The organism is Nocardia albiluteola (assembly GCF_018860155.1).
Lineage (GTDB): Bacteria > Actinomycetota > Actinomycetes > Mycobacteriales > Mycobacteriaceae > Nocardia > Nocardia albiluteola.
Genome location: NZ_JAHKNI010000004.1, coordinates 83,531 through 106,129, shown reverse-complemented (window position 1 = coordinate 106,129; position 22,599 = coordinate 83,531). Strand labels below are relative to the sequence as shown.

Genomic DNA, 22,599 nt, shown 5'->3' with positions numbered 1-22,599 from the left:
TAAGGAGGTCGTCCATCGCACCGCCCGCCGCATCGTCCCCGGCTCGCACACACGAGGCCGGTATCTCGATGTTCGCCCGATATGCCTACGCCCCCAACGCGCTCGGCTACTGCGGCCCGCCCGGCACGCTCGCCCTGCGCGCCGGCTCCCCCGAGGAGATCCGCGCCGCGGCAAGACAATTCACCGGAGTGTGGCCCTACCTGCGGGTGATGGGAAGGCTGTGTGGAATTTCCGATCCGCTGGACGGCAGGCTCGTCGAATCGTACTGGCACGGAGGAGGAGTCGGCGCGGCGCTGGATCGCGCGACGTTCCTGCGCGAGCTGCTGGCCGTGATCGGCCCCGTCGCAGGACACTATTGGACGCACCTGACCGCGGAACTGACCGAGGAGGCAGCGCCCGACCACGGGTTCCACGTCTTCGGGGTGTACCCGTGGACCAGGCTCCTGGGCCGCGGCGCGGACGAGACCGCCATACACGTGCTCGACAGCTGCCGCATCTCTCCCGCACTGGTCGTCGCCCGCGACGGCCCCGAACTCACCGTCCGCATCCGCCCACTGCACTGGGACGGCCACCGCCTGACGCTGTCCACCCCCGAGATCCGCCATCTCCCGGCGGCCGACTACGACGCGATACCGGACGCCACCCCCGGTGACATCATCGCCCTGCACTGGAACCACCCGTGCGGCCGCCTCACCCCGGACCAGCTTCACAATCTCGCGACCAGCACCGACTGGCAGTTGGCGATGACCAACCGCCGGTTGGGCAGACCGTTGCCCGTCGGCGATCCGCACGGCTAGTGCCCGGCGCGACCGAGAGAGCTGAGCATCACCGGGCGAACGACAGGTACTTCACGGTCGGAAACGTGGTGTACCCCAGGCGACGCAGGACCCAGCGGGTCATTGGCAATTGACGACCTCGCGGCGGAATGCCGCCCACGGTGTCCATGATCCTGTTGATGACGTGGAAGGCCGCGCTGATTCGAATGGCCTGCTCGAGCGCCGTATCGGTCACTCCGGCCCGCCGGACCCGATCGACATCATCGGGCTCGACATCATCCGGTGATTCCGCCAGCTTCTCCAGGAAGTCCAGTACCGCAACGACTTCGGGGCGCTGGCCCGAATCGGCGGGCCGCTCTAGCGCGCGGATCACCAGTTCTCGAGGCTGATAGCTCTCGGCGACCACCTGATGGCAGGTCCGGCAGAATTCGCACTGGTTGCGGGCAGAGGTGAAGGTGGCGAACAACTCTCGCTCGCCGATCGTCCACTCCGAGGGCCCGCGCATGAGATCCTGCAGCAGGTCGCTGAACGGCGTGCCGAAGTATCGATGCCGGTAGAACATGACCTTGATGACATCGGGCACCTCCATCCGGCCGAGGGCGCGCATGGTGCGCAGCGTCCAGCGACCCGCCAGATCGTGGCCCCGCTCGAGGGCTTCGATCCTCATCGGCGCCCCTGCATCGCGCGCAGCGCGGCCCGCAACCGCCGGTCGGCGGCGCCGGCCGCCGCGACCACCGTCGCCTCGAAGATCTCGTCGTCCGAGCGCCCCGCCGCGCGCAAGCCCGCGACCTGGTCGTCGGTGACTCGGTAGGCATGGCGAGCCACGGTATCGACGAACGGGCCGAGGTCTTCGGGAACGGTCCCCTCGTGGCCTGCCGCGGTGCCGAATATCGACTTCCTCGTCTCGGCCGGCAGCGCCGCGGAGGCCGATTGCACGTGTTCGATGAACCTGTTCCATCGCTGCGTTGGTGATCTCACGAAACCATCATGCGACACCAAGACGCTCGACAAACCCCATACTTGCGCTTCACGATTCGTTCCGTGCCTCGCGGTCGGCCGAGCGCGGTCGCCGACGATCCAGGATGGTCCGCGGGGATACGGCTCAGCGATGGATGTCCGCGTTGCCCGCCTTCCATTGCGGCCACGGCATATTCCAGTCCCCCAGCCCGTCGACGCCCGAAAGCGTCCCTCCCACAGTATTTTTCACGATCGCGATATCCCCGCGCTTGGCGTTCTCGTACACCCATCGCGCATCCGCGGGACTCAGGTTCAAACACCCGTGGCTGGTGTCGACCGAGCCCTGCGCCCAGACCGACCACGGCGCGGAGTGCATGAAGATCCCGCTGTAGGACATGCGAGTGGCCCAGTCGACCCGGGAGCGGTATCCGCCGGGGCTGGTGGCGGCGACGCCGTAGGTCGAGGAGTCCATGATCATATGGTCGAAGCGGTCGCTGAGGATGTAGATGCCGTTGTCGGTGGGTGCGGAGTTCTTGCCCATCGACGTCGCCATGGAGCGCACCACCTGGCCGTTCTGTTCGACGGTCACCATCTTGGTGTTGTCGTCGGCGGTGAAGACCTGGACGTCACCGACGGTGAACCCGGAATGGATCTCGCTGTCGCCGATCAGTCCGCCGCCCAGGTCGCGCCCGTAGGTGTTCACATCGACGGTGACCCGGGTGCCCGGTGCCCAGAAATGCTCGGGGCGCCATCGCACCTCACGCGGATTCACCCAGTAGAACGCGCCCTCCACCGGCGGCACCGTGGTCACCTTGATCGCGTTCTGGACCGCGCGCCGGTTCGGGATGTTCTCGTCGAACTGCACGGCCACCGGCTGCCCGATACCCACCACCTCGTTCTCCCCCGGCAGCAGCCACGGGTGGGTGCGCTTGTCCGGTTGCATGGTGGTGAACGTCATGTCGGCCGAGGCCGGGCCGCCGATGCCCAGCGCGGCCGCCCGCAGGTGGTAGGTGCGGCCGAAGCCCAGCGATTCGGTGATCTGCCAGGAGCGGCCGTCCGGTGCGATGCGCCCGGACACCGGGATGCCGTCAGGGTTGATCAGGGACACCTCGGTGAATCGGCCGTTCTCGACTCGCACCTGCAGCGGATCGGCCACCGGCACTCCGACCGCCCTGTCGGCGAACGGCGCGACCACCCCGGGGGTGAGCATCTGGAAGATCGATGGCGAATCGGGCATCCCCCCGACCGGTTGCGCCGGCGCTCCGCACCCCGCCACCAACGCCCCCGCGGTCAGCACGGCCAGTGCCGCACCCCACTGCCGAACTGTGCGCATATGCAACCCCGTTCCGCACTCGGGCGCCTCCGGGGCAGCCCCGGATGCGCTCTCACCACCACACCCGCAGGGATCCGGCTGAGACTACGCGGCGCTAATTGTGCCAGCTGGAACCTCCGAGTACCCGCAAACACGACGAAAAGCCGACCGACCGGCCCGGTTTCAACTGTGCATCGAGCCCATGAACAGGTACTGCATGCCCAGGCTGGTGAGCGTGACCACGACCCACAGCACCGCCCCGAGCACCAGCGGCCGCGCGCCCGCAGTGCGCAGCCCCCGCACGTCCGTGGACAGGCCGATCGCCGACAGCGCGATCGTGATCAACCACATCGATGCCTCGACCATGCCGTGCCGCACCCCCGCGCCGAGCAGGCCGGCGGAGTTCAGCGCCGCCGCCGCCAGGAACGCCACGAGAAACCAGGGCACCAGGCGAATGATCCGCGTCCGTCGCGCCGGTGCGTCCGCACCCGAGCGCGAACGCCGCCGCGCGACCCAGGCGGCCAGCCCCAAGCAGATCGGAATGATGAACAGCGTCCGGGTGAGCTTGACCACCACCGCATAGTTCGCCGCGACCCCGCCGTAGGTGCTCGCGGCCGCGACCACCGACGACATGTCGTTGACGGCCGTGCCCGCGAGCAGCCCGAAGGCGTGCTGCCCCAGTCCGAGCAGGTGCCCCAGCGCCGGAAAGCTCAGTACCGCAGCGATATTGAACAGGAATATCGTCGACACCGCATAGGCCACGTCGGCCCCGACCGCACCGATCACCGGGGTCACCGCGGCAATCGCGGAGGCGCCGCAGATGCCGGTGCCGACGCCGATGAGCGTGCGAAGATCACCCACCACGCCGAGCCAGCGTCCCACGAAGTACGCGGCCACCAGGCAGGCGGCCAGGGTACCGACCATCACGGGCAGTGAGGCGAAACCGGTGTGGACTACCTGCGCCAGCGAGAGCTGGGTGCCCAGCGTCACCACCGCGAGTTGCAGCACCTTTTTCGACGCCAGCTCGATTCCCGGCCGCAGCATCCGGCCCGGCGCGCGGATCGCCGCCACCGCCGCGCCGATCACCACGCCGGTCACCGGCGCTCCCACGACCGGAATCAGGCGGCCGATCACCATCGCGACGACCGCGATCAGCACCGCGAGCGCGAATCCCGGCACCCGCCGCGCGAGCAGGGCCGTGGGCCCCCGCCGGGTCGTCTCCTCCGAAGTAACCTGCACGGTATCCGCGATCCGACTCATGCCATCCAGCCTGTTATCCACGGCCGACCGCCGGTAGAGAGCGATTTCCACTGGATCCATAACCCTCGGTTATAGGTAGCATCGAGGGCCGGAGGTGGTTGATGATTGCGTTACCCAGGCTGGATCTCGATCTCGAGGCGCTGCGCGTGCTGGTTCTCATAGCCGACCTCGGCAGCATTTCCGCCGCCGCCCGGGCCGAGCGGATCAGCCAGCCCGCCGCCAGCAAGCGCATCAAGGTACTGGAATCGCGCCTGCGCCTGGAGTTGCTCGACCGGCGCAGCCACGGCGCGGTGCTCACCGCGCACGGGCGCATGGTGACCGAGTGGAGCCGCCGGGTGGTCGAGGCCGCCGATGCGCTGCTGACCGGGGCGTCGACGCTGAGCGAACAGGCCACGAGCAAGATCCGTATCGGCGCCAGTCAGACCGTCGCGGAATACCTCGTGCCGCGCTGGCTCGCCGAATTCCGGCAGCGCACACCGGGCACGCCGGTCCACTTTCTGGTGGGCAGCTCGGCCATGGTCATCGACGCGGTCCGCGGCCGCGAGATCGACCTCGGATTCGTCGAGACTCCCCAGTTGCCGACCGACCTGTCCAGTCAGCCGGTCGCCCAGGACCGCCTGGTACTCGTCGTCGGCCCGGCACACCGCCTGGCACGCCGCCGAATCCCGCTCCCCGCAGGCGAATTGGCGCAACTGCCGCTGGTCACCCGCCAGCAGGGCTCCGGCACCCGGGAGACGCTCGAGCTCGCCGTCGGCGCGCCGATGGCCGATCCCGCACTGGAACTGGAAACCAACGCCGCGGTCAAGATCGCCGCCGCCGCAGGCGAACTCGGCGCCGTCCTGAGCGAACTGGTGGTGAGCCAGGAACTACGCGATGGCCGACTGGTCGAAGTCCCGCTCGCGGATATCGACCTCACCCGCCGCTGGCACGCCATCTGGCGCGGCGACACCCAATGGCGAGGCGCCCTGGCCGATTTCCGCACCCTCATAGCCGACTGGTCCCGCTCCCCCCAACCCCCCACCCCACCCTCCTGACCAGGCGATTTCACTTTCCAACCGCGCGCCTGTTATGGTTTTCCCCGCACCGCAACGGAGCCGACGGGCCCCGGAACGGAATACTGCACAAGCGCCATTAGCTCAATTGGCAGAGCAGCTGACTCTTAATCAGCGGGTTCGGGGTTCGAGTCCCTGATGGCGCACTCCCAGGTCACAGACCTTTTCGAAGATCGCATTCCCCGCCCGTTTCGAACGGATTTGCCGAACACCGGCCCGCCGGCACAACCGCTCGAAGGCACGGTTCACGTTCCGAGGTGAGAGCGGCGTGCCGTTGTTCGTCGCGAACACCAAGCCATACTTGTTGGCCTTGGTCTCTGTCGGGTCGGCTCGCTGCTCGCGCTGTCGTTGCCGAAGGATGCGAACCATCTCCGGAGTGAGCGGTACCCAGCTTTCCGAGGATTCCGTTTTCGGCCGCAGGAAGATCGTTCGGCCGTCGATCCGAGGTAATGGCCGACCGTCATCGTCGCGACATCGACAGGAATTCCCTTGCGCTGCAACTCCTTCAGTCGGGTACGCTCCGCGTCCGCCTCGTCCCATGTGCGGCCGTACACGCTGACCCGCTTGCGCTTGCCGTCGGAGGTTTCCACGAACAGCTTCAGCTCTACACGACCGTCCTTGCGAGTGCAGGCCCAGAGTCTCCCGGCGATGGGCCTTGCCCTTGCAGCGACCGGGGACCGTCTTCTCGCGATCTCGGGATGTGTCACCCATCGGCGGCCAGCATGACGATCTGAGCCCGCAGGACCAGCCCGGACTTCATCGACCTCGACCGGATCCAACCCTGCAGGATCTCCCGATCACCATCGCGCAACACCAGACGGGGCAGCTCGCACACAGAGATTCAACCAGACGGCCACACTGTCCAACTATTTCAGAAGCGACCCACTAGGACCGAGGCAGGACCTATTCGTCTGGGGCAGCTGCCGCCGGAACGACGGGCGGGCAAGGATGCCGCTCACCGCTCAGAAATCGTCGGGGCATATGGGCGCAGGCCAGCGCATCCGGGGGCGGAAAGGCCGATGTTGATCAACTTGATTCCGTTGGAGGATCAGGACGATAACGATGAATCAGCCGATTGGCGGATGTTGACATTGATAGTATCAATTCCGACCTGTCAAGAGCTGGGTAGATTCGTTCAAGGTTGGCGATATGCTCGACCACGAAATCGTCTACCGCCAGGCACAGTTCAGAATGTGAACATGAGGGCAACGCTGAAGCTTCTGACGGGGTTATCACCACGGAATTTCCGACGATGTCGAAACCGATTTCGGATACGGTTTCAGTAAAGGCATATGAAACGTGTTCCTTGATTTCCAACTCGTTGCAGATATGCAGCAACTCGTTGCCAATGTTCAACAAGGGCACTCACTCGAAATTGCTGCGCCACAGAATGCCCTCAGAAATTATCTCAATGTCGCCCGGAAAGAAGTACCATAGCAGTTCAGTTCGTGTGGACGAGCCCGGGTCGTGACGATGCTCCCAACCTGCGGACATTTCACTATTTTCGCGAATAAAGTTAAACTTCATCATTTATTTCACCGGGAACATGCTCGCGACTTGATCATCCGGAGTAGTCCAAACCGCAATCTTGGTTTCTCCATTAGTTTCAATGACGTGGAACTTGCTCCCTTGTGCCGGTGCACCTTCTCCGTGACGAGCAAGAATGGCCTCACTCGACGGCCGCCGTCGCCTGCCACGCGCCCGGGCGTATGCCTGTCGCCTTCCGGAAGAAGACCGAGAAGTTGGACGGGTCAAGGAAGCCGAGCGTGTTGGCGCAGGCGGCTGCGGTGAGGCGGTCGTGCGTGAGGAGCCGTTTGGCTTCCAGGACGATCCGATCGACGATGTACGCCTTCGCGGTGCGGCCGGTGACCTGCTGCACCGCTCTCGAGAGGGTGCGGGGCGCGTATCCCAGTGTCCGGGCGTAGTAGCCGGTGTCGTGATGTTCCCGGAAGTGCGCTTCGACGCTGGACCGGAACAGGTGGAACACCGGATTGATCGACCGTGCTTCGGCGTGGGGCGGGCGGAGCCGGGCGATGAGCGCGGAGAGCAGGATCTCGGGCAGCTCCGTCGGGATATCCCTGGGTGGGGCGGATGCTTCGAGCAGGAGATGGTTGCGCGCGGCGTCGACATACGACCAGTCGGCGTCGGGAATGTTCCAGTGTGCGACCAGGTCCGGGTACGCGACGAGCTCCCGGGTGGCGTGGGTGACCGGCGCGGTCGGCACGAACAGCACGACGTGCCCAGCCACCCCGGCGATGTCATCCCATCGGTGCACAGCTCCGGGAGCGACCCACACCGCGGAACGCTCCCGAAGCGGGTGTCGGAGAAAGTCCACGGTGACCGATCCGTGCCCGGCATCGACGACGGCGAGGACGTGGAAGTCGGCACGCTGCGTCCCGCCGTCGTTCAGCTCGCGAAGACGGTCGAACGTCATGGTTTCGACAGCGGCGGCACCGCGCCCGACGGGTTGGTAAGTCATCTGCCGGATCACGGCCACCTGTCCAGTTTCCACCATCAGACGACCAGTCATGCCGATGCCCCGACGCGGCGGATGAGATTCGATGAACACACAGAACAACAGCCCCCGGAACACTGATCGAGAGAGTCGCGATGAACACGACGCAGCAGCCACTACTGCCCGCTTATGACCACCGGCCCGGGACCGGACCGACCCTGGTGTTCTTGCACTACTGGGGTGGATCCGCCCGCACCTGGGACCTCGTCGTCGACGGCCTCGCCGGACGCGACATGCTCACTGTCGACTTCCGCGGGTGGAGCCGCTCGAGCAACCTGGCCGGCCCCTACACCCTTGGCCAACTCGCCGACGACACGCTCGCCGTAATCGCCGACGCGGGTGTCACCGACTACGTCCTCGTCGGACATTCCATGGGTGGCAAGGTCGCACAGCTCATAGCGGCGACCCGGCCCGTCGGCCTCCGTGGGATCGTCCTGGTTGGTCCCGCTCCGGCCAAGCCCGCCGCAGGGATCACTTCCGAGTACCGGGAAGCCCTTTCCCATGCCTACGACTCCGACGAGTCCGTCGCTGGCGCACGGGATCACATCCTCACCGCAACCGAGCTGCCCGAACCGATCAAGTCGCAGATCGCGACCGACTCGCGGGCCAGCACCAACGCCGCCCGCACAGAGTGGCCGCTGCGCGGCATCGCGCAGGACGTCCGCGAGCACACCCGCATGATCAACGTCGCCGTCCTCGTCATCGCCGGACAGAACGACCGTGTCGAGCCCGTCGACGTGCTCGTCGACAACCTGATGCCCTACCTCTCCGGAGCCGACCTCGCGGTAATTCCGAACACGGGTCACCTGATTCCGCTGGAAGCCCCGGCCGACCTCGTCGACGCAATCACGGCCTTCGCACCAGCAGCCTGACAAGCAATTGACCGAAGCAATAGCACGCCAACATCGCTACGCTGGCACAGCCAACCTCGCTCGATAGCACTCGCGAACTCGGGTTGTAGCTGCCTTCACTAGAGTATCCGACCCTTCACTCACATCCGACAGTGTCGATTTCCATCACGCACCTGATGGGAAACTACGCACTCGGGTCGCGATGCACCCTAGAAGGTCGGCGGCTCCTTACCTTCTTTCGCATATGCCGCTTTTTCAACCTCGCTAACTTCGAGCTTCATACCGAGGACCTTCTCGGCGTCTCGCCTATTCTGTGTAATTTCCTCAGCGGTAAGCTCGAGCCGTTCAAGTTGCATTCGATCATCGCTTAATGCACCCATTGCCACTCCTTCGACCCATCTTCGTAGCAGATTCGATGCCCGCCTTGGTCGTCAGGCACAGCAGCCGACGACCAAGCTCGCGCCCCAGACTACCCTGATGATCCGCCGACGCACCCTCACCTGGAGTATTCAGATAAACGCGACGACGTACGACCCCGAACACGGAGACCATTCCCCCGGGAGGCTCACACAATGCCATTGTCACGGTCAGCTCGCCTCGCCCCGTCCTGATAGACGGTCAGCACCTCACTCGCGGTGCGGGCACGGATAGGCGACATGCCGGGCCTCGGGATCCTGCGACGCTGGTTTTCGATATTAGCGAGCAGAGGAATTGAAGTCGTGGTAGTCGACCGTGTCGACCATCAACACAGCGTTTTCACCGGTGTGGATACGGCCGACTGTTTGGGCAGGTACCGGAACAGGTTCCGCAGGTGGGCATGGGCGTAGCGCAGCCAGCGGGCCTAGGAAGTAAAACCGAGCAGCGCCAGCATCACCGCCAACGTGACCAGCTCGGCGCCGGTCAGGCGCGGCGCGAACCCGACCGCGGGGCGCTGCGGCGCCAGGTCTGGTCGGGCCTTCAACAGGTCGTCGGTGGTGACATACAGTGCAGTGACGAGGGTGTTTATTTCGTTGTCCACAACTGCGATCTACACACCCTCGCCCGCGCGGGACCACATACCGGAGAATCAGTTTGCCGGGCAAGGATATTCCCCGTGCCAGGTGTGCGCTCACCTTCAGGCTCCTGCCTCTTTGCAACCCGATCCTGCGGCAGTCCCGGCCGAATCTGCGACCGCATCGAAGTACGGCCAGCCGTCCACCTCGACCGTCCTACCGGCACAGAGGGGAAGATCCGATGCGGCGGCGTCCAGGAGGCGACGGACCGTGCCGGGCTCGTACAGGTTGAGGTAGACGCGGTCCGGAAGGCGGATCAAGGCTCCGGAATCGAAGTATGAATTCGAGATGATTCTGTCCAGCCCCGGACGGAAGACCAGCGCCAGACAGCCTCGAGCGCCCTCGGGGTGGAAGGAAAGCGTGGTACTGCACGCCTCATAGGCGGGCTTTACCCGCTGCCGGACCGTCCAGTGCCACCTCGCCTCACCCACGACCAAGCAGCGCAGACGGCGGTCGTTCTTCACAGTGACACCGTAAGACCCCCGGGAATCTCGCATCATCAGCCATCGCAAAGATCGTCGCCAACTCGATGATCCCGAGAGCCGCCAGTACGCTCCGCACATGAGTTGCCGGGTCCAACGTCACGACGACCCGGGGGACCCGGACTCGAGCAAGGGCAGCCCAAAGCCTGGGGTCGAGCCAGAGGATGTCGGTGTAGGGCAGGTCCGCGTAAACTGCTCGGGCCCAGTGGAATCGAGACAGGCCGAGGTGACCCGGCGGGACGCACGCCATGAGAGAGCCACACCAAACCCACTGGTGGGCAGCCGATGTGAGAGCGACCTCGCCGGGTACCTGGACCCGATCCTGGCCGGGAACGAGCCCTACCGCCAGTATTAAGTAGCCGATGGGCGCGCTTGCACTCGGCGCATCCGGAAGCAGGGTGCAATCGATCTTGCCGCCGGTGTAATACACGAGACGAGTGCGGAGACGGCATCGCCGTATCCAGGCCGGTGATCTTCACACGAGTGGTTCACCCGAACAGACCGGATCCCCACCACCCGTGCCCCAGCGCGACCAGGCAGGCCGCACCTCTTCTGCCGTCCCGCACACGATCTCGGTCGAACCGCCGCGCGCTCAGCCCAGCGTGAACGTCGCGTGGCCCGCGATGTGCTCCAGATCCACATTCTGCGGATAGACCTGGGAGTACGTGTCGATAGACGCCTCCACCTTCCCTGCGCCCGGCGCCATGCCCATGCCGGTGATCACGTTGTCCGGCATGCCGACCACCGTGGTGCCTTCGATGCGTTGTGACTGTCCGCTGGTCAGGCCGGTGTTGACGTTCCGCCAATGTACGGTGACGTAATAGGCCCCGCAGGAGTCCCCGGTCTGCGTGATCTTCACCCGAACACCGAACACACCGGACCGAGGCTGCGGCACGGTCTCGGCATTGATGATCGCGGCACAGTTGGGACCCGGAACCCGTGTGAGGGTGGGGGTGAACCGGGCAACCGGATCGGTAGAGTTGGCACCGGCAGTCCCGGCGAACCCGCTCCACGCGGCCACCATCGCCACCGCGACCACACCCGCACGAAACGTGAACTGTTGTAAGGAAACGTTTTTAAGGCTCATGCCAGTCTGTCGTCCTGCGTACGGATGGCGTTATGGCTTCCCGAGCCCCCAATCTCAGGGGCTGGCCAACGCCCGGCGCAAGGTGAGGCCTTGGCGGCGGTGCGACACCACATGCGAACTCCCGGCCCCGCAATCGAGACCTTCGCCTGCGATGCCGAGGATCCGGGGTGTCGAACAGCAGCATCGGCGGCGTTGCCGGAGCGAGTGAGATACGGAGCCGCTGTAGGGGATCCGGTCGACAGGCGCGGGACAGCGGTTGCAGACGCATCGCCTGTAGAACGGAGCTGGGCTGCCACTGCGGGAGACTCGGACATACGCTCCGCGATATGCCACGAGAGCCTTTCCGTCCCGGCCTCCCTCCGGCGAAACCGACGAGCCAGACACTCCCTTCTGAGCCCGAGCCCCAGCCCGAATCTGAGGGGAATACTGCAAGATTCGAATATCTCCCCTCCACCAGTTGCCGTAGTCGGCAACTGGGCCTCGGCAAAGACGGCCTGGCGGAACGGCTTCCGACTCGAGGGCCGCGTTCGCAAGCTGTGCGTCCACCCAGACGGCACCTCGGACGGATGGATCGCCACGCTACATCGCAACGACCCCCGCACACCATGCCAGCCATGGCCTTGGCCAGCTTAATCACTTAACCACCCAAATACACTGAGGCACAGGGATATCCACGAATCATCTACCTCGACTGGCCCTTACTCGAGGTCAGGGTATCTGCCCGACAGGATGGTCCGTCAACTCCTGCGTACCCACCCTGCCTGCTCCAGGAAGAACGCCGCAGTCGGTCGCGATCCGCGACCTACCCACCTGGGACCGTCGGCCCACCGTGAGCCACCGCGCGAGGAGATCCTGCACTAGTGCTCGGATGGGCCCTGATCGATCAGCGAGACGATCACATCGTCGAGCCCAAACATGTTGCGCTCGCGCTATGCGCGGCGTAGGGAACCTGTCAGTCCCGGCGCTGCGATATCGCAGTTCGGGCATCTAAGACCGTGTCTCATGTCGTTGATTTCGCCAGTTTCTTGTAGCAGGTCCGTGTCGCGGCGAGTGTGAGGAAGCCGAGAAAATGCGTGGCCGCGGCGTGCAGCTTGGCCGGTCTGCGCCGACGAGGGCCACGCCGGGATCGGACTTCGGGGATCGCTTTGACCAACGGGCGCAGCGCTTGTGCGTCATTGGTGTTGGCCGCCGAAATACCCACGGACAGAGGGATTCCCGCGCGATCGGACAGGACGTGAATCTTCGAACCGGAATTGCCGCGGTCGATCGGGCTCGGCCCGGTCAGAGATCCCTTTTTTCGCCCGCACCGACGCCGCGTCGATTACCGCTCGCGACCAGTCGATCAAGCCTTTGCCACCCAGCTCATCCGGCACAGCCCGGTGTAATCGCCGCCAGAGCCCGGCTTCGGTCCACACACTGAACCGGCGGTGCGCGGTCGGGACGGTGACACCGAACGACGGTGGCAGCATCCGCCACGCGCAGCCGCTGGTCAGCACGAACACCACCGCGGTGAACACCGCACGCTCGTCGACCGGCGCGGTGCCACCACCCTGCGGACATGGGGTGAACTCCGGTAACAGCGGCTCGACCAAAACCCACAACTCGTTCGGGACAAGGCGTTTGGACAACTCATCAACCACAAGCCGAACATCATGCAGCACAACCAGATTCGACGCAGCACAACCAAATCACAGCCACGTAAGACACGGTCTCAGGCGATCTTGCCGTCCTGCATGGTGGCGGTGTCGCGTGAGCGGCCTGGGCGGGAGTTCTGCGCAATGGGAGTGCCCCGGCTTCTAGGGGCACCCCGGTTCGTGCGAGCGGATGTAATATCTTACGAGGGAATCAAATTCGTCGTCTACGGGCGTCGATGCAGCCCCGGATGCGGTCGCCGTCCGTATCTTTCGCGCGGCATCACCGTATCGGCGGGGGCTCGGATAGAAATGCGTGTGCGCCCATGGGAGATTCGGATATTCGGTTCGGCGTGGACCTGTATGAATTGGAGAAGGCCGCGAAGGCGGATTTTCCGCTGGTCTCGACCGACTACGGTATTGCGATCAGCAACTGCAACGCCGTTCACGATGGGGTGGCGAAGGCGATGCAGCGACCAACATACTTCGGCGGTGACGCGGAAGGCCCGGTATTTCGCGCCTACCTCACCCTGCACGAGACGGTGGTGAGCTACCTGACGAGTACCAAGAGCAATCTGGACGACACCGCGACAGCCCTGGACGCCGCGGCGCATTATTTTGCCGGCACCGATCGAGCGGCCAGCGACGAGATGAACCGCCGGATACACGACGATCCGCAGCTCACGCCGCCCCCTTATCAGCCGCACCACCGCCCCATGCCCGAATGATCGAGTGATGGACAATGACTTTCGCGCAGCTCATGCAACACGCACAGGACATCACCCAGAAGGCCGCCGAAATGCAAAAAGGGGAGGAGTACACCGATTCTCATCCCGTCGAGTACTTCAAGCAGCAATTCGCCTTCATCGTGCCACTGTTCGAGCCGTTCTCGATGATGCCCGATCCGGCGAATTACGACCCATTGATCGAGGATCTGAAGGAGGCCATGGGGCAGGTGGACACCGGTTCCGTCCCCTCGACACAACTCACCAGCGATGTGTCGTTCTCGAACCTGGACCTGGCCAAGATTACGAACACCGACGGTGGTTATCTCCAGGGTTGGACCGGAACGGCCGCGATGGCGTTCAAGGAGAACTTCCTGGACACCTTCAACCTGGTCGCCGGAAATCAGTTCACGGCGCTGTCGACCATGAAGGGCGTCCTGCAGGCACATCAGGCGATGTGGGCAGCGGCGCGCGACAATATCGACAAGATCGCGGAAGCCACCTTGGATGCGCTGGACAACACCGGCGGCTGCAGTCCGTCCAGGGCCGGATTCGTGTTCACGGTGCTTTCCGCGGTTGCCACGGTCGCCTCGGCGGTCATCACCATCAGCACGGGCGGGGCGACGGCACCGATCGTGCCGGTCGCGGCGAGCGCCGCCGTCGGCAATACCGTTGTGTCCGGTCATAATTCGAAGATCGGGGGAGCCACCGCCGAAACTATCATCAGCTCGATGCAACAGGCCGTTGCCGACCTGCGCCAGCACATTCAGGATGTCGAACAGAGCCAGATCGCGGATCGCGTCACGGCTCTGAGCGCCGCATTCGCCCAATACGAGGACAAGCTTGTCGCCGTCCGTCCGGCCCTGGCCGGGATGAGCCCGAAAGATCTCGGCGGCAGCGACGGCATGGGCCTGCCTCCGGGCGTGGGGTAGGAGTGGGGCCGTCGTGGATCTGGCTACTCGACTCGACAATATCCGCGTACGCGTGACCGCACCCGGCACCGACATCGAGGCGGAGTTGTCCCGCCGTACCCACATCGCGCTGTACTTCAAGGGCAGCGATTACGCATTCGTCGATGAACCGATGCTGGAGCGGGCGCTGACCAGTATCGCCCGGCTGCTGTGGGTCGGGTGGCAGCGGCAGTATCGACGCGCGCTCGAGTATACGAACCTGAGCATCGATGCCGAGGATGCGACGGATCTGGCCTTCCTCGCCGACCGGGACGCCACCAGAGCCGTCGGCGAATCGAGCGACGGACGGATCACGATCGGCACGCTGGGCATGAGGAAATTCGCGGTTCGCATCGAGCCCGGCACTGTGCGTGAGCTGACCGAAATCGAGTTCTGTGCGGGCGTCTCCGAGGCGGCCGGGAACGTGATCCACGTCTACCAGACCAAGGTCGGCGCGCTCAAGCGGCGGTACTACGACTGAACGGCCCGCCCACACAGGCACATGCCCCGTCCAAATCCGTCTACGTCGCCGACGGTCACCGCGGGCCGCGGGCGCGGGCTGCGGCCAGCCCGTCACGGGTACGTTCGGACATCAGGGCGTGCTCGAATTCGGCTATGGCACCGAGGATCTGGAAGAACCAACGCCCTCGCTTCCGGCGCGGTGGACACCCCGGCCTTCCGTAATTCGATGGGCGCGACCCCGGAGGGCGAGGCCGCCGTCGCCGCCCCGCACCCCATCGGTCGCATCGCCAACCCAGAAGAGATCGCCTCCTTCTGCGCCTACCTCCTCAGCGACGAAGCCGGCTTCGTCACCGGCGCGGCCCTGGAGATCGACGGCGGCTTCACCGCCCGCTGATCGCAGTGATGCATCAGCGCCGGGTCACCGTCAGTTGCACGGCGCCCTGGCCGGGAATGGTTCTGAGCTCCAGCAGGTCGGCATCGGGGGCCGACACGACGTCGGCACCCTGGACCTCGACCCGGTAGCCGCTGGGATAGTCGCTCCTGGGCAGGTATACCTCGGTGCGGGAGTCACCGGCGAACGGTCGGCCTCCCTCGGCGCGGGTCGTGTCGTATCGGAGAGTGAACGTTGCGGTGTCGGAGTCGTAATGCCATGCCTGCGGGGTGCCTGCGACGGCCTGTGGATACGGACGCTCGACGCCGGTGGCGGGGCTGATCAGATTGGGGCCGGTCGGGGGCTGCTGGGGATGACTCGGCAGCTGATTCTGCGTATCGGACCACAGCATCCAGGAAGCCATGTTGTCGTCGAGCCTGCCGGTGACGCGGGCCAAATACGCCAGATTCTCCGTCGCGCCGAATTCGGTTACCAGCCCGACGGTATCGGCGGCGCGAGTGCTCTTGAAGCCGTTCTCCGGGCATGTCTGGATCGGCCCGAGGCAGTAGTCGTGGAAGCTCATTCCGGCGCGCGTATCGCCGGTCGGGTTCGGCATGTGCACCGGCGCGCCGAAATCGGTGGTGACGAACGGTTCGTAGAACAGCAGGTGCTCGGGGTCGACCTGCCGGATACCCCGCATCGCCTTGCCCTGGAAGGCCGCGAGCACGTCGCGCGAGAACTCGGGACAACCGTCCACCAGGCACGTCGGGTGCGTATTACCCGGCCACGGCTCGTTGATGAGGTCATAGCCCAGCACGTAGCGCTCGCCGGCAAAGCGTTGCGCGACATGCGACCACATCGCCGCATAGTGCTCCTGCACGCCGACGCCATCGGATGCCCGGTGATCACGCCAGAAGTTGGCCCACGTCCGGTTCTGTGCCGGGCTGAGCGCATAGGCTCCGAACAGGCCCGGATTCGGCTGTACCGGCAGTCCGTCGGGGAATGCCGCCCAGTCGGGGAATCCGTTCCAGGTCCCGCCGACCAGCTTGTTGAACGCATCCTGATGGGAATCGACGAGGGCGTAGATGTGGTGCCGGGCAAGCACCTGTTGGGTCTGTTCGATCTGCGCGACGTATCCCTCGTCGTAGACGCCGGGCCGCGGCTCCACCGACCTCCACGTGAATCCCAGTCGCACCGCGTTGAATCCGTGCTCTGCGAGGAATCGGGCGTCGCTGTCACCGAAGCCCCCGGCCGCGGGGAAGTAGGGCGGGTTCTTGTACACGAGGTTGACGCCGTGCAGGGTGATCACCCGCCCGTCGTCGTCGGTGAGCCAGCGGCCCACGTGTCCCAACGGCGACGCGCTCGGCCCCGCCGCGACGGGCGTCGCCGTGGCGGGTGTCACCGACGCCAGCAACACCGCAGCCACCCCGAGACACCGCGCCGTCAGGGAGGTGATGCTCATCGCGAGAACCGTTCACCGAGTCCGCGGCCTCGGCCGCGCGTGGGTTCGGGGTAGCCGCCCACCGTGCTGCCACGAAAACCGGAAGTACTGACGTTCACCCGACCATCCAGGCCAGCAACTATGTCGCACATGCATGAAACCCTAACGGCAAATCACCGCCACACCCACATATGACGACGTGTCCTCCCGGCCGACCGCTGGGGCACCAGCCTGTCGTGCAGCCGCAATACCGCGTGTCGGTAGTGGCGGCGGTGGAGAGGTTCGTGCGGAGATAAGCGATAGCCGCATAGACAAGGCAGCCGCGTGGCCGGCGCGGATCTCGCTGCAGGTAAGGCGATGCCATCGACGGTGTTTAGGCCACGACCGAAAGATGGTGAGGTCAGGCTCACTGATTCCTAGGCTGCTGAACAATGCGTATTCAGGAGTCGACGATGGTGAACGAGGTAGTGGCGCGGCCTGTCGGGCTGGTGCTGGGACGGCTGAGCGTTGGCGCGGTGGTGGCCAAGCGGGGGAAACGGCGGTGGCCGAGTTGGTTTCGCTGGTCGGCCACGCAGTCGGCCACGGATGAGATCCTGCGCTTGGATCCGGTTCTCGCGGTGATGATGCGAGGTCCGCGGTGATCGCGGGTACCGTGAGATGTCTCGGTACGACGATGCGGGGTGGTGTATGAAGCGGATCTACTGCACACCCGAGGATCTGACACGCATCCGGATCGGGGCGCCGCTCGGCGCGATGGCCGAAACAATGCTGGCCACCCGGGTGGTGCAGCGCACCGACGCACCGCTGTACGACGGTTGGCGCGGGCAGGTGCGGCGTGCACTGCCGGATAATTTCGGCGTGCTCGCGGATGTCTTTCCAGGCAGGTGTCACTTCGTCGACCTGATCACTCCGACCCGCGGTGCGCGGTCGATGTCGGCCGGGATCGAGGCATTGCAGCTGGCCTCCCGCGACGAACTCCGCCGCGAGGTGGAGCACACCGCTCAGCGGCGCGCACTGACCGACCACCCGCTCCCCGCCTGGACGCAGGACCTGTCCGATCGCGACAGCGCCGCTCGCCGCGATGTCGCGCTCGCCGTCGAGGCATTCCACGCGGTAGCGTTCGCCGGTCGGTGGGCGCATATGCAGTCGTATCTCGAGGTGGCGGCAGAACGGATGGCCCGCACGATTGCCACCGAGGGGATCGAACGACTCTTCGCTGGGCTAGCGCCCTTCGCGCGGTGGCGGGCGCCCGTGCTGGAAGTGTTCTCCCCGATCGGATCCCACGCGGAACACCTCGACGGGCGTGGCCTGATCATCATTCCGTCGCTGTTCATCTGGCCCGGACCGCAACTGCTGAAATCCGCCGTCGATAAAGACGCGCCGAGGATGCTGGTGGTTCCGGTGCTGCGCGATATCGCCGATTTCGCCGCGGCATGGGGTCCGCGCGCGACCAACGGGGCGCTGACCGCACTGGTCGGCCGCACGCGCGCCGCCGCACTGCAGGAGATCGCCGCGGGCTGCACCACGACCGAACTGGCACGCCGACTGAATGTTTCACCCGCGACGGCCAGTGAACACGCATCGATACTGCGCGAGGCCGGGCTCGTCGAGAGCTGGCGGCACCGCAATACGATGCGGCATCAGGCGACGACATTGGGCATCGCACTGCTCGACGGCGATCTCGACAGTGGTGTGCGCATCGCCTAGCTTCAGCCCCGATGTGGTCGGTTTATAGCTGGTAGTCGGCCTCAATCACCAACTGCCCTACTGAAAACCACAGGTCAGACCCGGCCCCATGCTCGCAGTGCCCCGCCGGAGGCACCAACCTGCGACGCATCGGCACACATGCCGACCGAAACACACCAACGTTTGCTTTACCTCGTCCGGACCCGCCCGGGTTGCACTGATCGCGCAGATCTTCAGCGAGACGGCGCACTTCACAGTGACTACGTGTGATTCTCGGTGAACGAACATGCATTACAAGCCAACATAGCCGCAGGTAGATCCACTGTGCATGACCTCCCGTGATTGGTCGTGAACACGGGAAAAACCCTGAACCCACAACAGCGGGTTCGGGGTTCGAGTCCCTGATGGCGCACCACAAGTAAGCCCTTGACCAGGTAAAGCCGGTCAAGGGCTTCCTTCGTTCCATCCGCTGGATCGGACCATTTCCAAAAAAACACCAAAAATTCAGCACCACAACGTTCGCCAGCTGGTCGCCGCGCCAAAACCCAACTTCAGCACCGCCGATGAGTCCGGGACGGTATGTCATGCCGCTCGGTGATTCCCTCACGAGAGTGCGCCAGCTGCTTGGCGGCGACGCTGCGCCCGACGGCGCTTCGACCGCACTGATCTCCGGACAGCGGGTCAGATCCCTTCGGAAGGTCGACGGTTCGAGGAGTCAGCGATCCGGTGTTCGACGCGGCCTTCAGCGTCGCACCGGTATGCGCGCCCTCCCGGTTCGCCTTGCTCACGGGGCTCACACCAGAAAGCCACGTACCGGCCAACCACATGCGCGCCCAGGCGCCGATGCCCTCGTGGCTGCGCATCTTTGAAGATCGCCATCAACTCGCTCCACGAACGGTGAGCATTGCTGACCCGGAGCTTGAGCCTACTTAGTAATAGGTAAGCTAGTCTTGGTGATCACCGCACCCAGCTCCGGAAGTCAATGGTCAGGCGGGGGGAAGAAGAGAGGTCAAGCGCCTGTGAAGCAACCGAACGTGCTGTGGATTTCGACTCACGACATCAATCCACACCTGGGCTGTTATGCCGGGGTGTGGCCCGGAGCCGAATACGCACAGACGCCGAACCTCGACCGGCTGGCCGCCGAGGGCGCTCGGTTCGACAACGCATTCGCCACCGCACCGGTGTGTGCGCCGTCGCGATCATCGATCATCACCGGCTGCTATCCGACGGCCATCGGCACCATGCATCACCGCAGCCGGGCGATACCGCCACCGGAGGTGCGCCTGCTGCCCGAGTATTTCCGGGCAGCAGGTTACTACACCACGAACAACTTCTTCACCGACTTCCAAATGGTCACGCCGCCAACCGTCTTCGACCACTGCGGCCCCAGCGCGCACTGGCGCAACCGGCCTGGCGACGACACCCCGTTCTTCGCGGCCTTCCACGGATTGACGACCCACGAATCGCAGATCTATACGAGCGAAGAGCAATTCGCGCGGACCACCTCCCGCGTCACGCCGGAGCAGCGGCACGACCCCGACCGGGCGCCGGTGCCGCCCTACCACCCCGACACCCCGGTCTTCCGCCGCTCGTGGGCGCGCTACGCCGATTTGATCACCGAAATGGATTACACGGTCGGCGAACTGCTCCGCGAACTCGACGAGGACGGCCTGTCCGAGTCGACGATCGTGGTGTTCTGGAGCGACCACGGCGCGGGCATGCCCGGCGGCAAACGCTGGGCCTCCGAGGCCGGACTGCATGAGCCGCTGATCATTCGGTGGCCGGGCGTGATCGCACCGGGCACCGTGCGCACCGATCTGGTGAGCCTGATGGATCTGGCGCCGACCATGCTCACCGCCTGTGAGCTGCCGACTCCGCCACATATGCACGGGGAGCCCATCCTGACGGCCGACGGCTCCGCGCCCACACGGCCACGCACCCACGTGTTCGGCGGACGTGACCGCATGGACGAGCAGGAGGACACGGCTCGCACGGTCCGCGACAACAGGTTTCGCTACATCCGCAACTACCACCCCGACCGCTCCCCCATGCAGCACTGCGACTATCCCGACCATCTCGACACCTGGCGTGAGATGCGCGGCCTGGCATCCAAGGAGGCGCAGCAACTCGCCCGCGGCCGGCGACGCAGCATGCTGACCGGGCCGCAACGCGCCCTGATCGCACCCCGCAAACCCGAGCGAGAGCTCTATGACCTCGACGTCGATCCACACGAACTGACCAATCTGGCCGAGGACCCGCGATACACCGGGGTGGTCGACCGACTGGACGCAGCACTGACCAACTGGCAGAACGAAGTTGGCGACCTCGGCCTGATCGAGGAAGACCGGCTGCTCGACGAATGGCATCCGAACGGCGGCTCACGCACGACCAGTACGCCGACCGCGGCCGTGCGGGACGGACACATACACCTGACGTGTCCGACCCCGGGCGCGTCGATCGGCTGGACCACCGTCGATCCGGCATCCGCCGCGGCTCCCGACCCGGCCGCCGAGCACCTCGACGTCCTCGATGACGGTCGCGACTGGCACGTATACACCGACCCGTTCCGAGTACTGCCGGGCCGGTCGGTGTTCGTCCGAGCATGGCGCATCGGCTACGAGCCGAGCCCGGAAATCACCGTCGAGGTCATGTGAGGCCAGGCAACGGGTCGCACCGGAAATCCTGTAAAACCGGAAAAGCGAAAGATCCTCGTGAACTCGACAGCATTCCCGGTCGCGGGCAGCAACAGCGTGTCGGGCGTAATTCCGACTCCATGGTCGGTTCAACCTCTCCCCGGCTCCCCGCTCGTCCTCGGCCCCGGAGTCGGTGTGCTCGCCACCTCGCAGCAGGCCCGTCGGATCGCCGAAAGCTTTGTAGCCGAGTACTTTTCCGATACGGGATTAGCGCTCGACCTGCTCGCACCGGGCGCCACGGCGCCGGACAACGTGGTGGAGTTCCATCTCGAATCCCGGCCGCCGTCCGCCATGCCACACGCCGAGGGGAACGATCGCTCCGGCAGTACGGCGAGGCAGTCGAACCTCGCCGAGGCGCTGGATTCGGTGGATCCGAACCCCCGCTGGCCGCAATCGCGGCGGCACTGAAGGACTCCGAGGTCCTGGACCTGCTCGTTGGGGAGTTCGAACGCGCCGAGCACGATCTCGCCCGGATGGCCAACGGTGAGGCCGCCTCGATCATTCTCTCGCCGAGCTCGTTCGCCTACCTGGATCGCCGATACGCCGAACAGCCACGGACGACCAGTGCGGTGTGGTCGCGATTGGGCCACCCTGGCCAGGAGGCGCGCACGATTCGCCAGTCCTGGGAATGGGATCCGGCCGCGATCGCCGCCGGGCACGCCATCGATATCGCGGGTGTGGAGGCTGCGGTCTGGGCGGAAACGATCACCGACTTCGCCGACCTCGGCCGCCTGCTGCTCCCGCGCCTGCCCGGAGTCGCCGACCGAGCCTGGTCCCTCGACTCGGCCGTCTCCTGGGAGAACTATCGCGCCGCCCTCGCCGGTCACTCCCGGTGGTGGCGGCACCGGGGATGGCAGTACTTCGACTCATCGCTGGTTCCCTGGACCTGATCGCCATCACATGCGGGCCACCACGGTCCGTGAGTGACCGACTGCCACCCAGAGTCTCGGCATCCACTACAACACCGGCTCCGGTCTAATGGACTACCTCGCCGACCCCTCGGTGTTCGGCTATCGAGACGGCCATGTGGGCCTGCCGACCGCGCCGGGACTCGGCATCGATATCGATCCGGTCGCCGTCGAGCGAGCGGCGGCGTCGGCGCCGCGCTGGCGCAATCCGATCTGGCGGCCCGACGACGGATCGCTGGCGGAGTGGTGAACCACTGACCCATCGAGGGCTTCGAAAGATTTCCCATCGGTTACCCCTTGGCGTACTTACCGTTCATTAAGTAAGCTTGTGACGCGCGCCACGGTGAACGGGATATGCGACGCCCGGCACACCGAATCGGCCATGACCG

Annotated in this window: 26 protein-coding genes, 1 tRNA gene and 2 pseudogenes; 15 read left to right on the top strand and 14 right to left on the bottom strand. The window is 65.2% G+C overall.

The window, feature by feature from the left end:
* Positions 1–14: 14 nt before the first annotated feature.
* Positions 15–797 carry a DUF6390 family protein gene (locus KO481_RS13620; protein WP_308166630.1) on the top strand — a complete coding sequence of 261 codons (783 nt, stop codon included), beginning with the start codon at positions 15–17 and terminating at the stop codon, positions 795–797.
* Between the two features lie 28 nt (positions 798–825).
* Here the strand turns inward: KO481_RS13620 and KO481_RS13615 are convergent, their stop codons facing one another.
* The 4 genes from KO481_RS13615 to KO481_RS13600 form a co-directional block, all read right to left on the bottom strand.
* Positions 826–1,443, bottom strand: coding sequence for a carboxymuconolactone decarboxylase family protein (locus KO481_RS13615; protein WP_215917479.1), 618 nt, complete (start codon positions 1,441–1,443; stop codon positions 826–828).
* Complete coding sequence (locus tag KO481_RS13610) at positions 1,440–1,754, bottom strand: hypothetical protein (RefSeq protein ID WP_215917478.1); 315 nt, start codon at positions 1,752–1,754, stop codon at positions 1,440–1,442. The genes KO481_RS13615 and KO481_RS13610 overlap by 4 nt, the downstream gene beginning before the upstream one ends.
* Before the next feature lie 124 nt (positions 1,755–1,878).
* Positions 1,879–3,066, bottom strand: coding sequence for a L,D-transpeptidase (locus tag KO481_RS13605; RefSeq protein WP_215917477.1), 1,188 nt, complete (start codon positions 3,064–3,066; stop codon positions 1,879–1,881).
* Between the two features lie 162 nt (positions 3,067–3,228).
* The gene (locus KO481_RS13600; protein ID WP_215917476.1) at positions 3,229–4,305 is read right to left on the bottom strand and encodes a YeiH family protein; all 1,077 of its coding nucleotides are present in this window, start codon (positions 4,303–4,305) and stop codon (positions 3,229–3,231) included.
* Between the two features lie 101 nt (positions 4,306–4,406).
* Here KO481_RS13600 and KO481_RS13595 point away from each other — a divergent pair, with 101 nt between their 5' ends.
* Both KO481_RS13595 and KO481_RS13590 read left to right on the top strand, forming a co-directional pair.
* Entirely contained in the window at positions 4,407–5,339 is a 933-nt protein-coding gene (locus KO481_RS13595; RefSeq protein WP_215917475.1) for a LysR substrate-binding domain-containing protein, read from the top strand.
* A 91-nt stretch (positions 5,340–5,430) separates the two neighbouring features.
* Positions 5,431–5,503 (top strand) — tRNA-Lys (locus KO481_RS13590).
* Positions 5,504–6,060: 557 nt separating this feature from the next.
* On the opposite strand, the gene KO481_RS43925 is transcribed toward KO481_RS13590, so the two are convergent.
* From KO481_RS43925 to KO481_RS13580, 3 genes are all read right to left on the bottom strand, one after another.
* A complete protein-coding gene (locus KO481_RS43925; RefSeq protein WP_281066085.1) occupies positions 6,061–6,192 on the bottom strand; it encodes a hypothetical protein in 132 nt (43 codons plus the stop codon).
* A 191-nt stretch (positions 6,193–6,383) separates the two neighbouring features.
* On the bottom strand, positions 6,384–6,722 hold the full coding sequence (locus KO481_RS13585) for a hypothetical protein (RefSeq protein ID WP_215917474.1): 339 nt from the start codon (positions 6,720–6,722) through the stop codon (positions 6,384–6,386).
* Between the two features lie 304 nt (positions 6,723–7,026).
* Positions 7,027–7,632 (bottom strand): helix-turn-helix domain-containing protein, encoded by a 606-nt coding sequence (locus tag KO481_RS13580; protein WP_215917473.1) that lies wholly within the window; start codon positions 7,630–7,632, stop codon positions 7,027–7,029.
* A gap of 72 nt (positions 7,633–7,704) precedes the next feature.
* Between KO481_RS13580 and KO481_RS13575 the strand changes: the two genes are divergently transcribed.
* Together KO481_RS13575 and KO481_RS13570 are read left to right on the top strand one after the other, a co-directional pair.
* A complete protein-coding gene (locus tag KO481_RS13575; RefSeq protein ID WP_215917472.1) occupies positions 7,705–7,953 on the top strand; it encodes a hypothetical protein in 249 nt (82 codons plus the stop codon).
* A 14-nt stretch (positions 7,954–7,967) separates the two neighbouring features.
* Positions 7,968–8,744: an alpha/beta fold hydrolase gene (locus KO481_RS13570; protein WP_215917471.1), complete on the top strand. Its 777-nt coding sequence runs from the start codon at positions 7,968–7,970 to the stop codon at positions 8,742–8,744.
* A gap of 188 nt (positions 8,745–8,932) precedes the next feature.
* On the opposite strand, the gene KO481_RS13565 is transcribed toward KO481_RS13570, so the two are convergent.
* The 5 genes and pseudogenes from KO481_RS13565 to KO481_RS13545 all read right to left on the bottom strand — a co-directional run.
* Entirely contained in the window at positions 8,933–9,103 is a 171-nt protein-coding gene (locus KO481_RS13565) for a hypothetical protein (RefSeq protein ID WP_215917470.1), read from the bottom strand.
* 398 nt (positions 9,104–9,501) lie between these two features.
* Positions 9,502–9,741: pseudogene (locus KO481_RS13560) on the bottom strand (IS982 family transposase); the annotation flags it as partial.
* A gap of 96 nt (positions 9,742–9,837) precedes the next feature.
* Positions 9,838–10,239, bottom strand: a complete 402-nt coding sequence (locus KO481_RS13555; RefSeq protein ID WP_215917468.1) for a hypothetical protein — start codon at positions 10,237–10,239, stop codon at positions 9,838–9,840.
* Between the two features lie 610 nt (positions 10,240–10,849).
* On the bottom strand, positions 10,850–11,344 hold the full coding sequence (locus KO481_RS13550; RefSeq protein ID WP_245400887.1) for a hypothetical protein: 495 nt from the start codon (positions 11,342–11,344) through the stop codon (positions 10,850–10,852).
* Positions 11,345–12,425: 1,081 nt separating this feature from the next.
* Positions 12,426–12,984, bottom strand: a pseudogene (locus KO481_RS13545) (IS5 family transposase); the annotation flags it as partial.
* A gap of 317 nt (positions 12,985–13,301) precedes the next feature.
* On the opposite strand from KO481_RS13545, the gene KO481_RS13540 reads away from it, so the two are divergent.
* Genes KO481_RS13540 through KO481_RS13530 form a run of 3 tightly spaced genes read left to right on the top strand, consistent with a single transcriptional unit; the run spans position 13,302 to position 15,131 of the window.
* On the top strand, positions 13,302–13,703 hold the full coding sequence (locus tag KO481_RS13540; protein ID WP_215917466.1) for a hypothetical protein: 402 nt from the start codon (positions 13,302–13,304) through the stop codon (positions 13,701–13,703).
* A gap of 14 nt (positions 13,704–13,717) precedes the next feature.
* On the top strand, positions 13,718–14,632 hold the full coding sequence (locus tag KO481_RS13535) for a hypothetical protein (protein WP_215917465.1): 915 nt from the start codon (positions 13,718–13,720) through the stop codon (positions 14,630–14,632).
* 13 nt (positions 14,633–14,645) lie between these two features.
* Positions 14,646–15,131: a hypothetical protein gene (locus KO481_RS13530; protein WP_308166588.1), complete on the top strand. Its 486-nt coding sequence runs from the start codon at positions 14,646–14,648 to the stop codon at positions 15,129–15,131.
* A gap of 55 nt (positions 15,132–15,186) precedes the next feature.
* Here the strand turns inward: KO481_RS13530 and KO481_RS42985 are convergent, their stop codons facing one another.
* Entirely contained in the window at positions 15,187–15,267 is an 81-nt protein-coding gene (locus KO481_RS42985; RefSeq protein ID WP_308166629.1) for a hypothetical protein, read from the bottom strand.
* Here KO481_RS42985 and KO481_RS13520 point away from each other — a divergent pair.
* Complete coding sequence (locus tag KO481_RS13520; protein ID WP_372452039.1) at positions 15,258–15,506, top strand: SDR family oxidoreductase; 249 nt, start codon at positions 15,258–15,260, stop codon at positions 15,504–15,506. The genes KO481_RS42985 and KO481_RS13520 overlap by 10 nt on opposite strands.
* 13 nt (positions 15,507–15,519) lie before the next feature.
* Here KO481_RS13520 and KO481_RS13515 read toward each other — a convergent pair whose 3' ends face one another.
* Entirely contained in the window at positions 15,520–16,944 is a 1,425-nt protein-coding gene (locus KO481_RS13515) for a cellulase family glycosylhydrolase (protein ID WP_215917463.1), read from the bottom strand.
* Between the two features lie 410 nt (positions 16,945–17,354).
* On the opposite strand from KO481_RS13515, the gene KO481_RS13510 reads away from it, so the two are divergent.
* The 6 genes from KO481_RS13510 to KO481_RS13485 all read left to right on the top strand — a co-directional run bounded on the left by KO481_RS13510 (position 17,355) and on the right by KO481_RS13485 (position 22,460).
* Entirely contained in the window at positions 17,355–17,564 is a 210-nt protein-coding gene (locus KO481_RS13510) for a hypothetical protein (protein ID WP_215917462.1), read from the top strand.
* A gap of 46 nt (positions 17,565–17,610) precedes the next feature.
* Positions 17,611–18,630 carry an ArsR/SmtB family transcription factor gene (locus tag KO481_RS13505; protein ID WP_215917461.1) on the top strand — a complete coding sequence of 340 codons (1,020 nt, stop codon included), beginning with the start codon at positions 17,611–17,613 and terminating at the stop codon, positions 18,628–18,630.
* Between the two features lie 998 nt (positions 18,631–19,628).
* The gene (locus KO481_RS13500; protein ID WP_215917460.1) at positions 19,629–21,263 is read left to right on the top strand and encodes a sulfatase family protein; all 1,635 of its coding nucleotides are present in this window, start codon (positions 19,629–19,631) and stop codon (positions 21,261–21,263) included.
* Positions 21,264–21,320: 57 nt separating this feature from the next.
* Positions 21,321–21,710, top strand: coding sequence for a hypothetical protein (locus KO481_RS44330; RefSeq protein WP_215917459.1), 390 nt, complete (start codon positions 21,321–21,323; stop codon positions 21,708–21,710).
* Entirely contained in the window at positions 21,686–22,192 is a 507-nt protein-coding gene (locus tag KO481_RS44325) for a family 20 glycosylhydrolase (protein WP_308166628.1), read from the top strand. Before KO481_RS44330 ends, KO481_RS44325 begins: the two co-directional genes overlap by 25 nt.
* A gap of 88 nt (positions 22,193–22,280) precedes the next feature.
* Positions 22,281–22,460 (top strand): hypothetical protein, encoded by a 180-nt coding sequence (locus KO481_RS13485; protein ID WP_215917457.1) that lies wholly within the window; start codon positions 22,281–22,283, stop codon positions 22,458–22,460.
* Positions 22,461–22,599 lie beyond the last annotated feature (139 nt).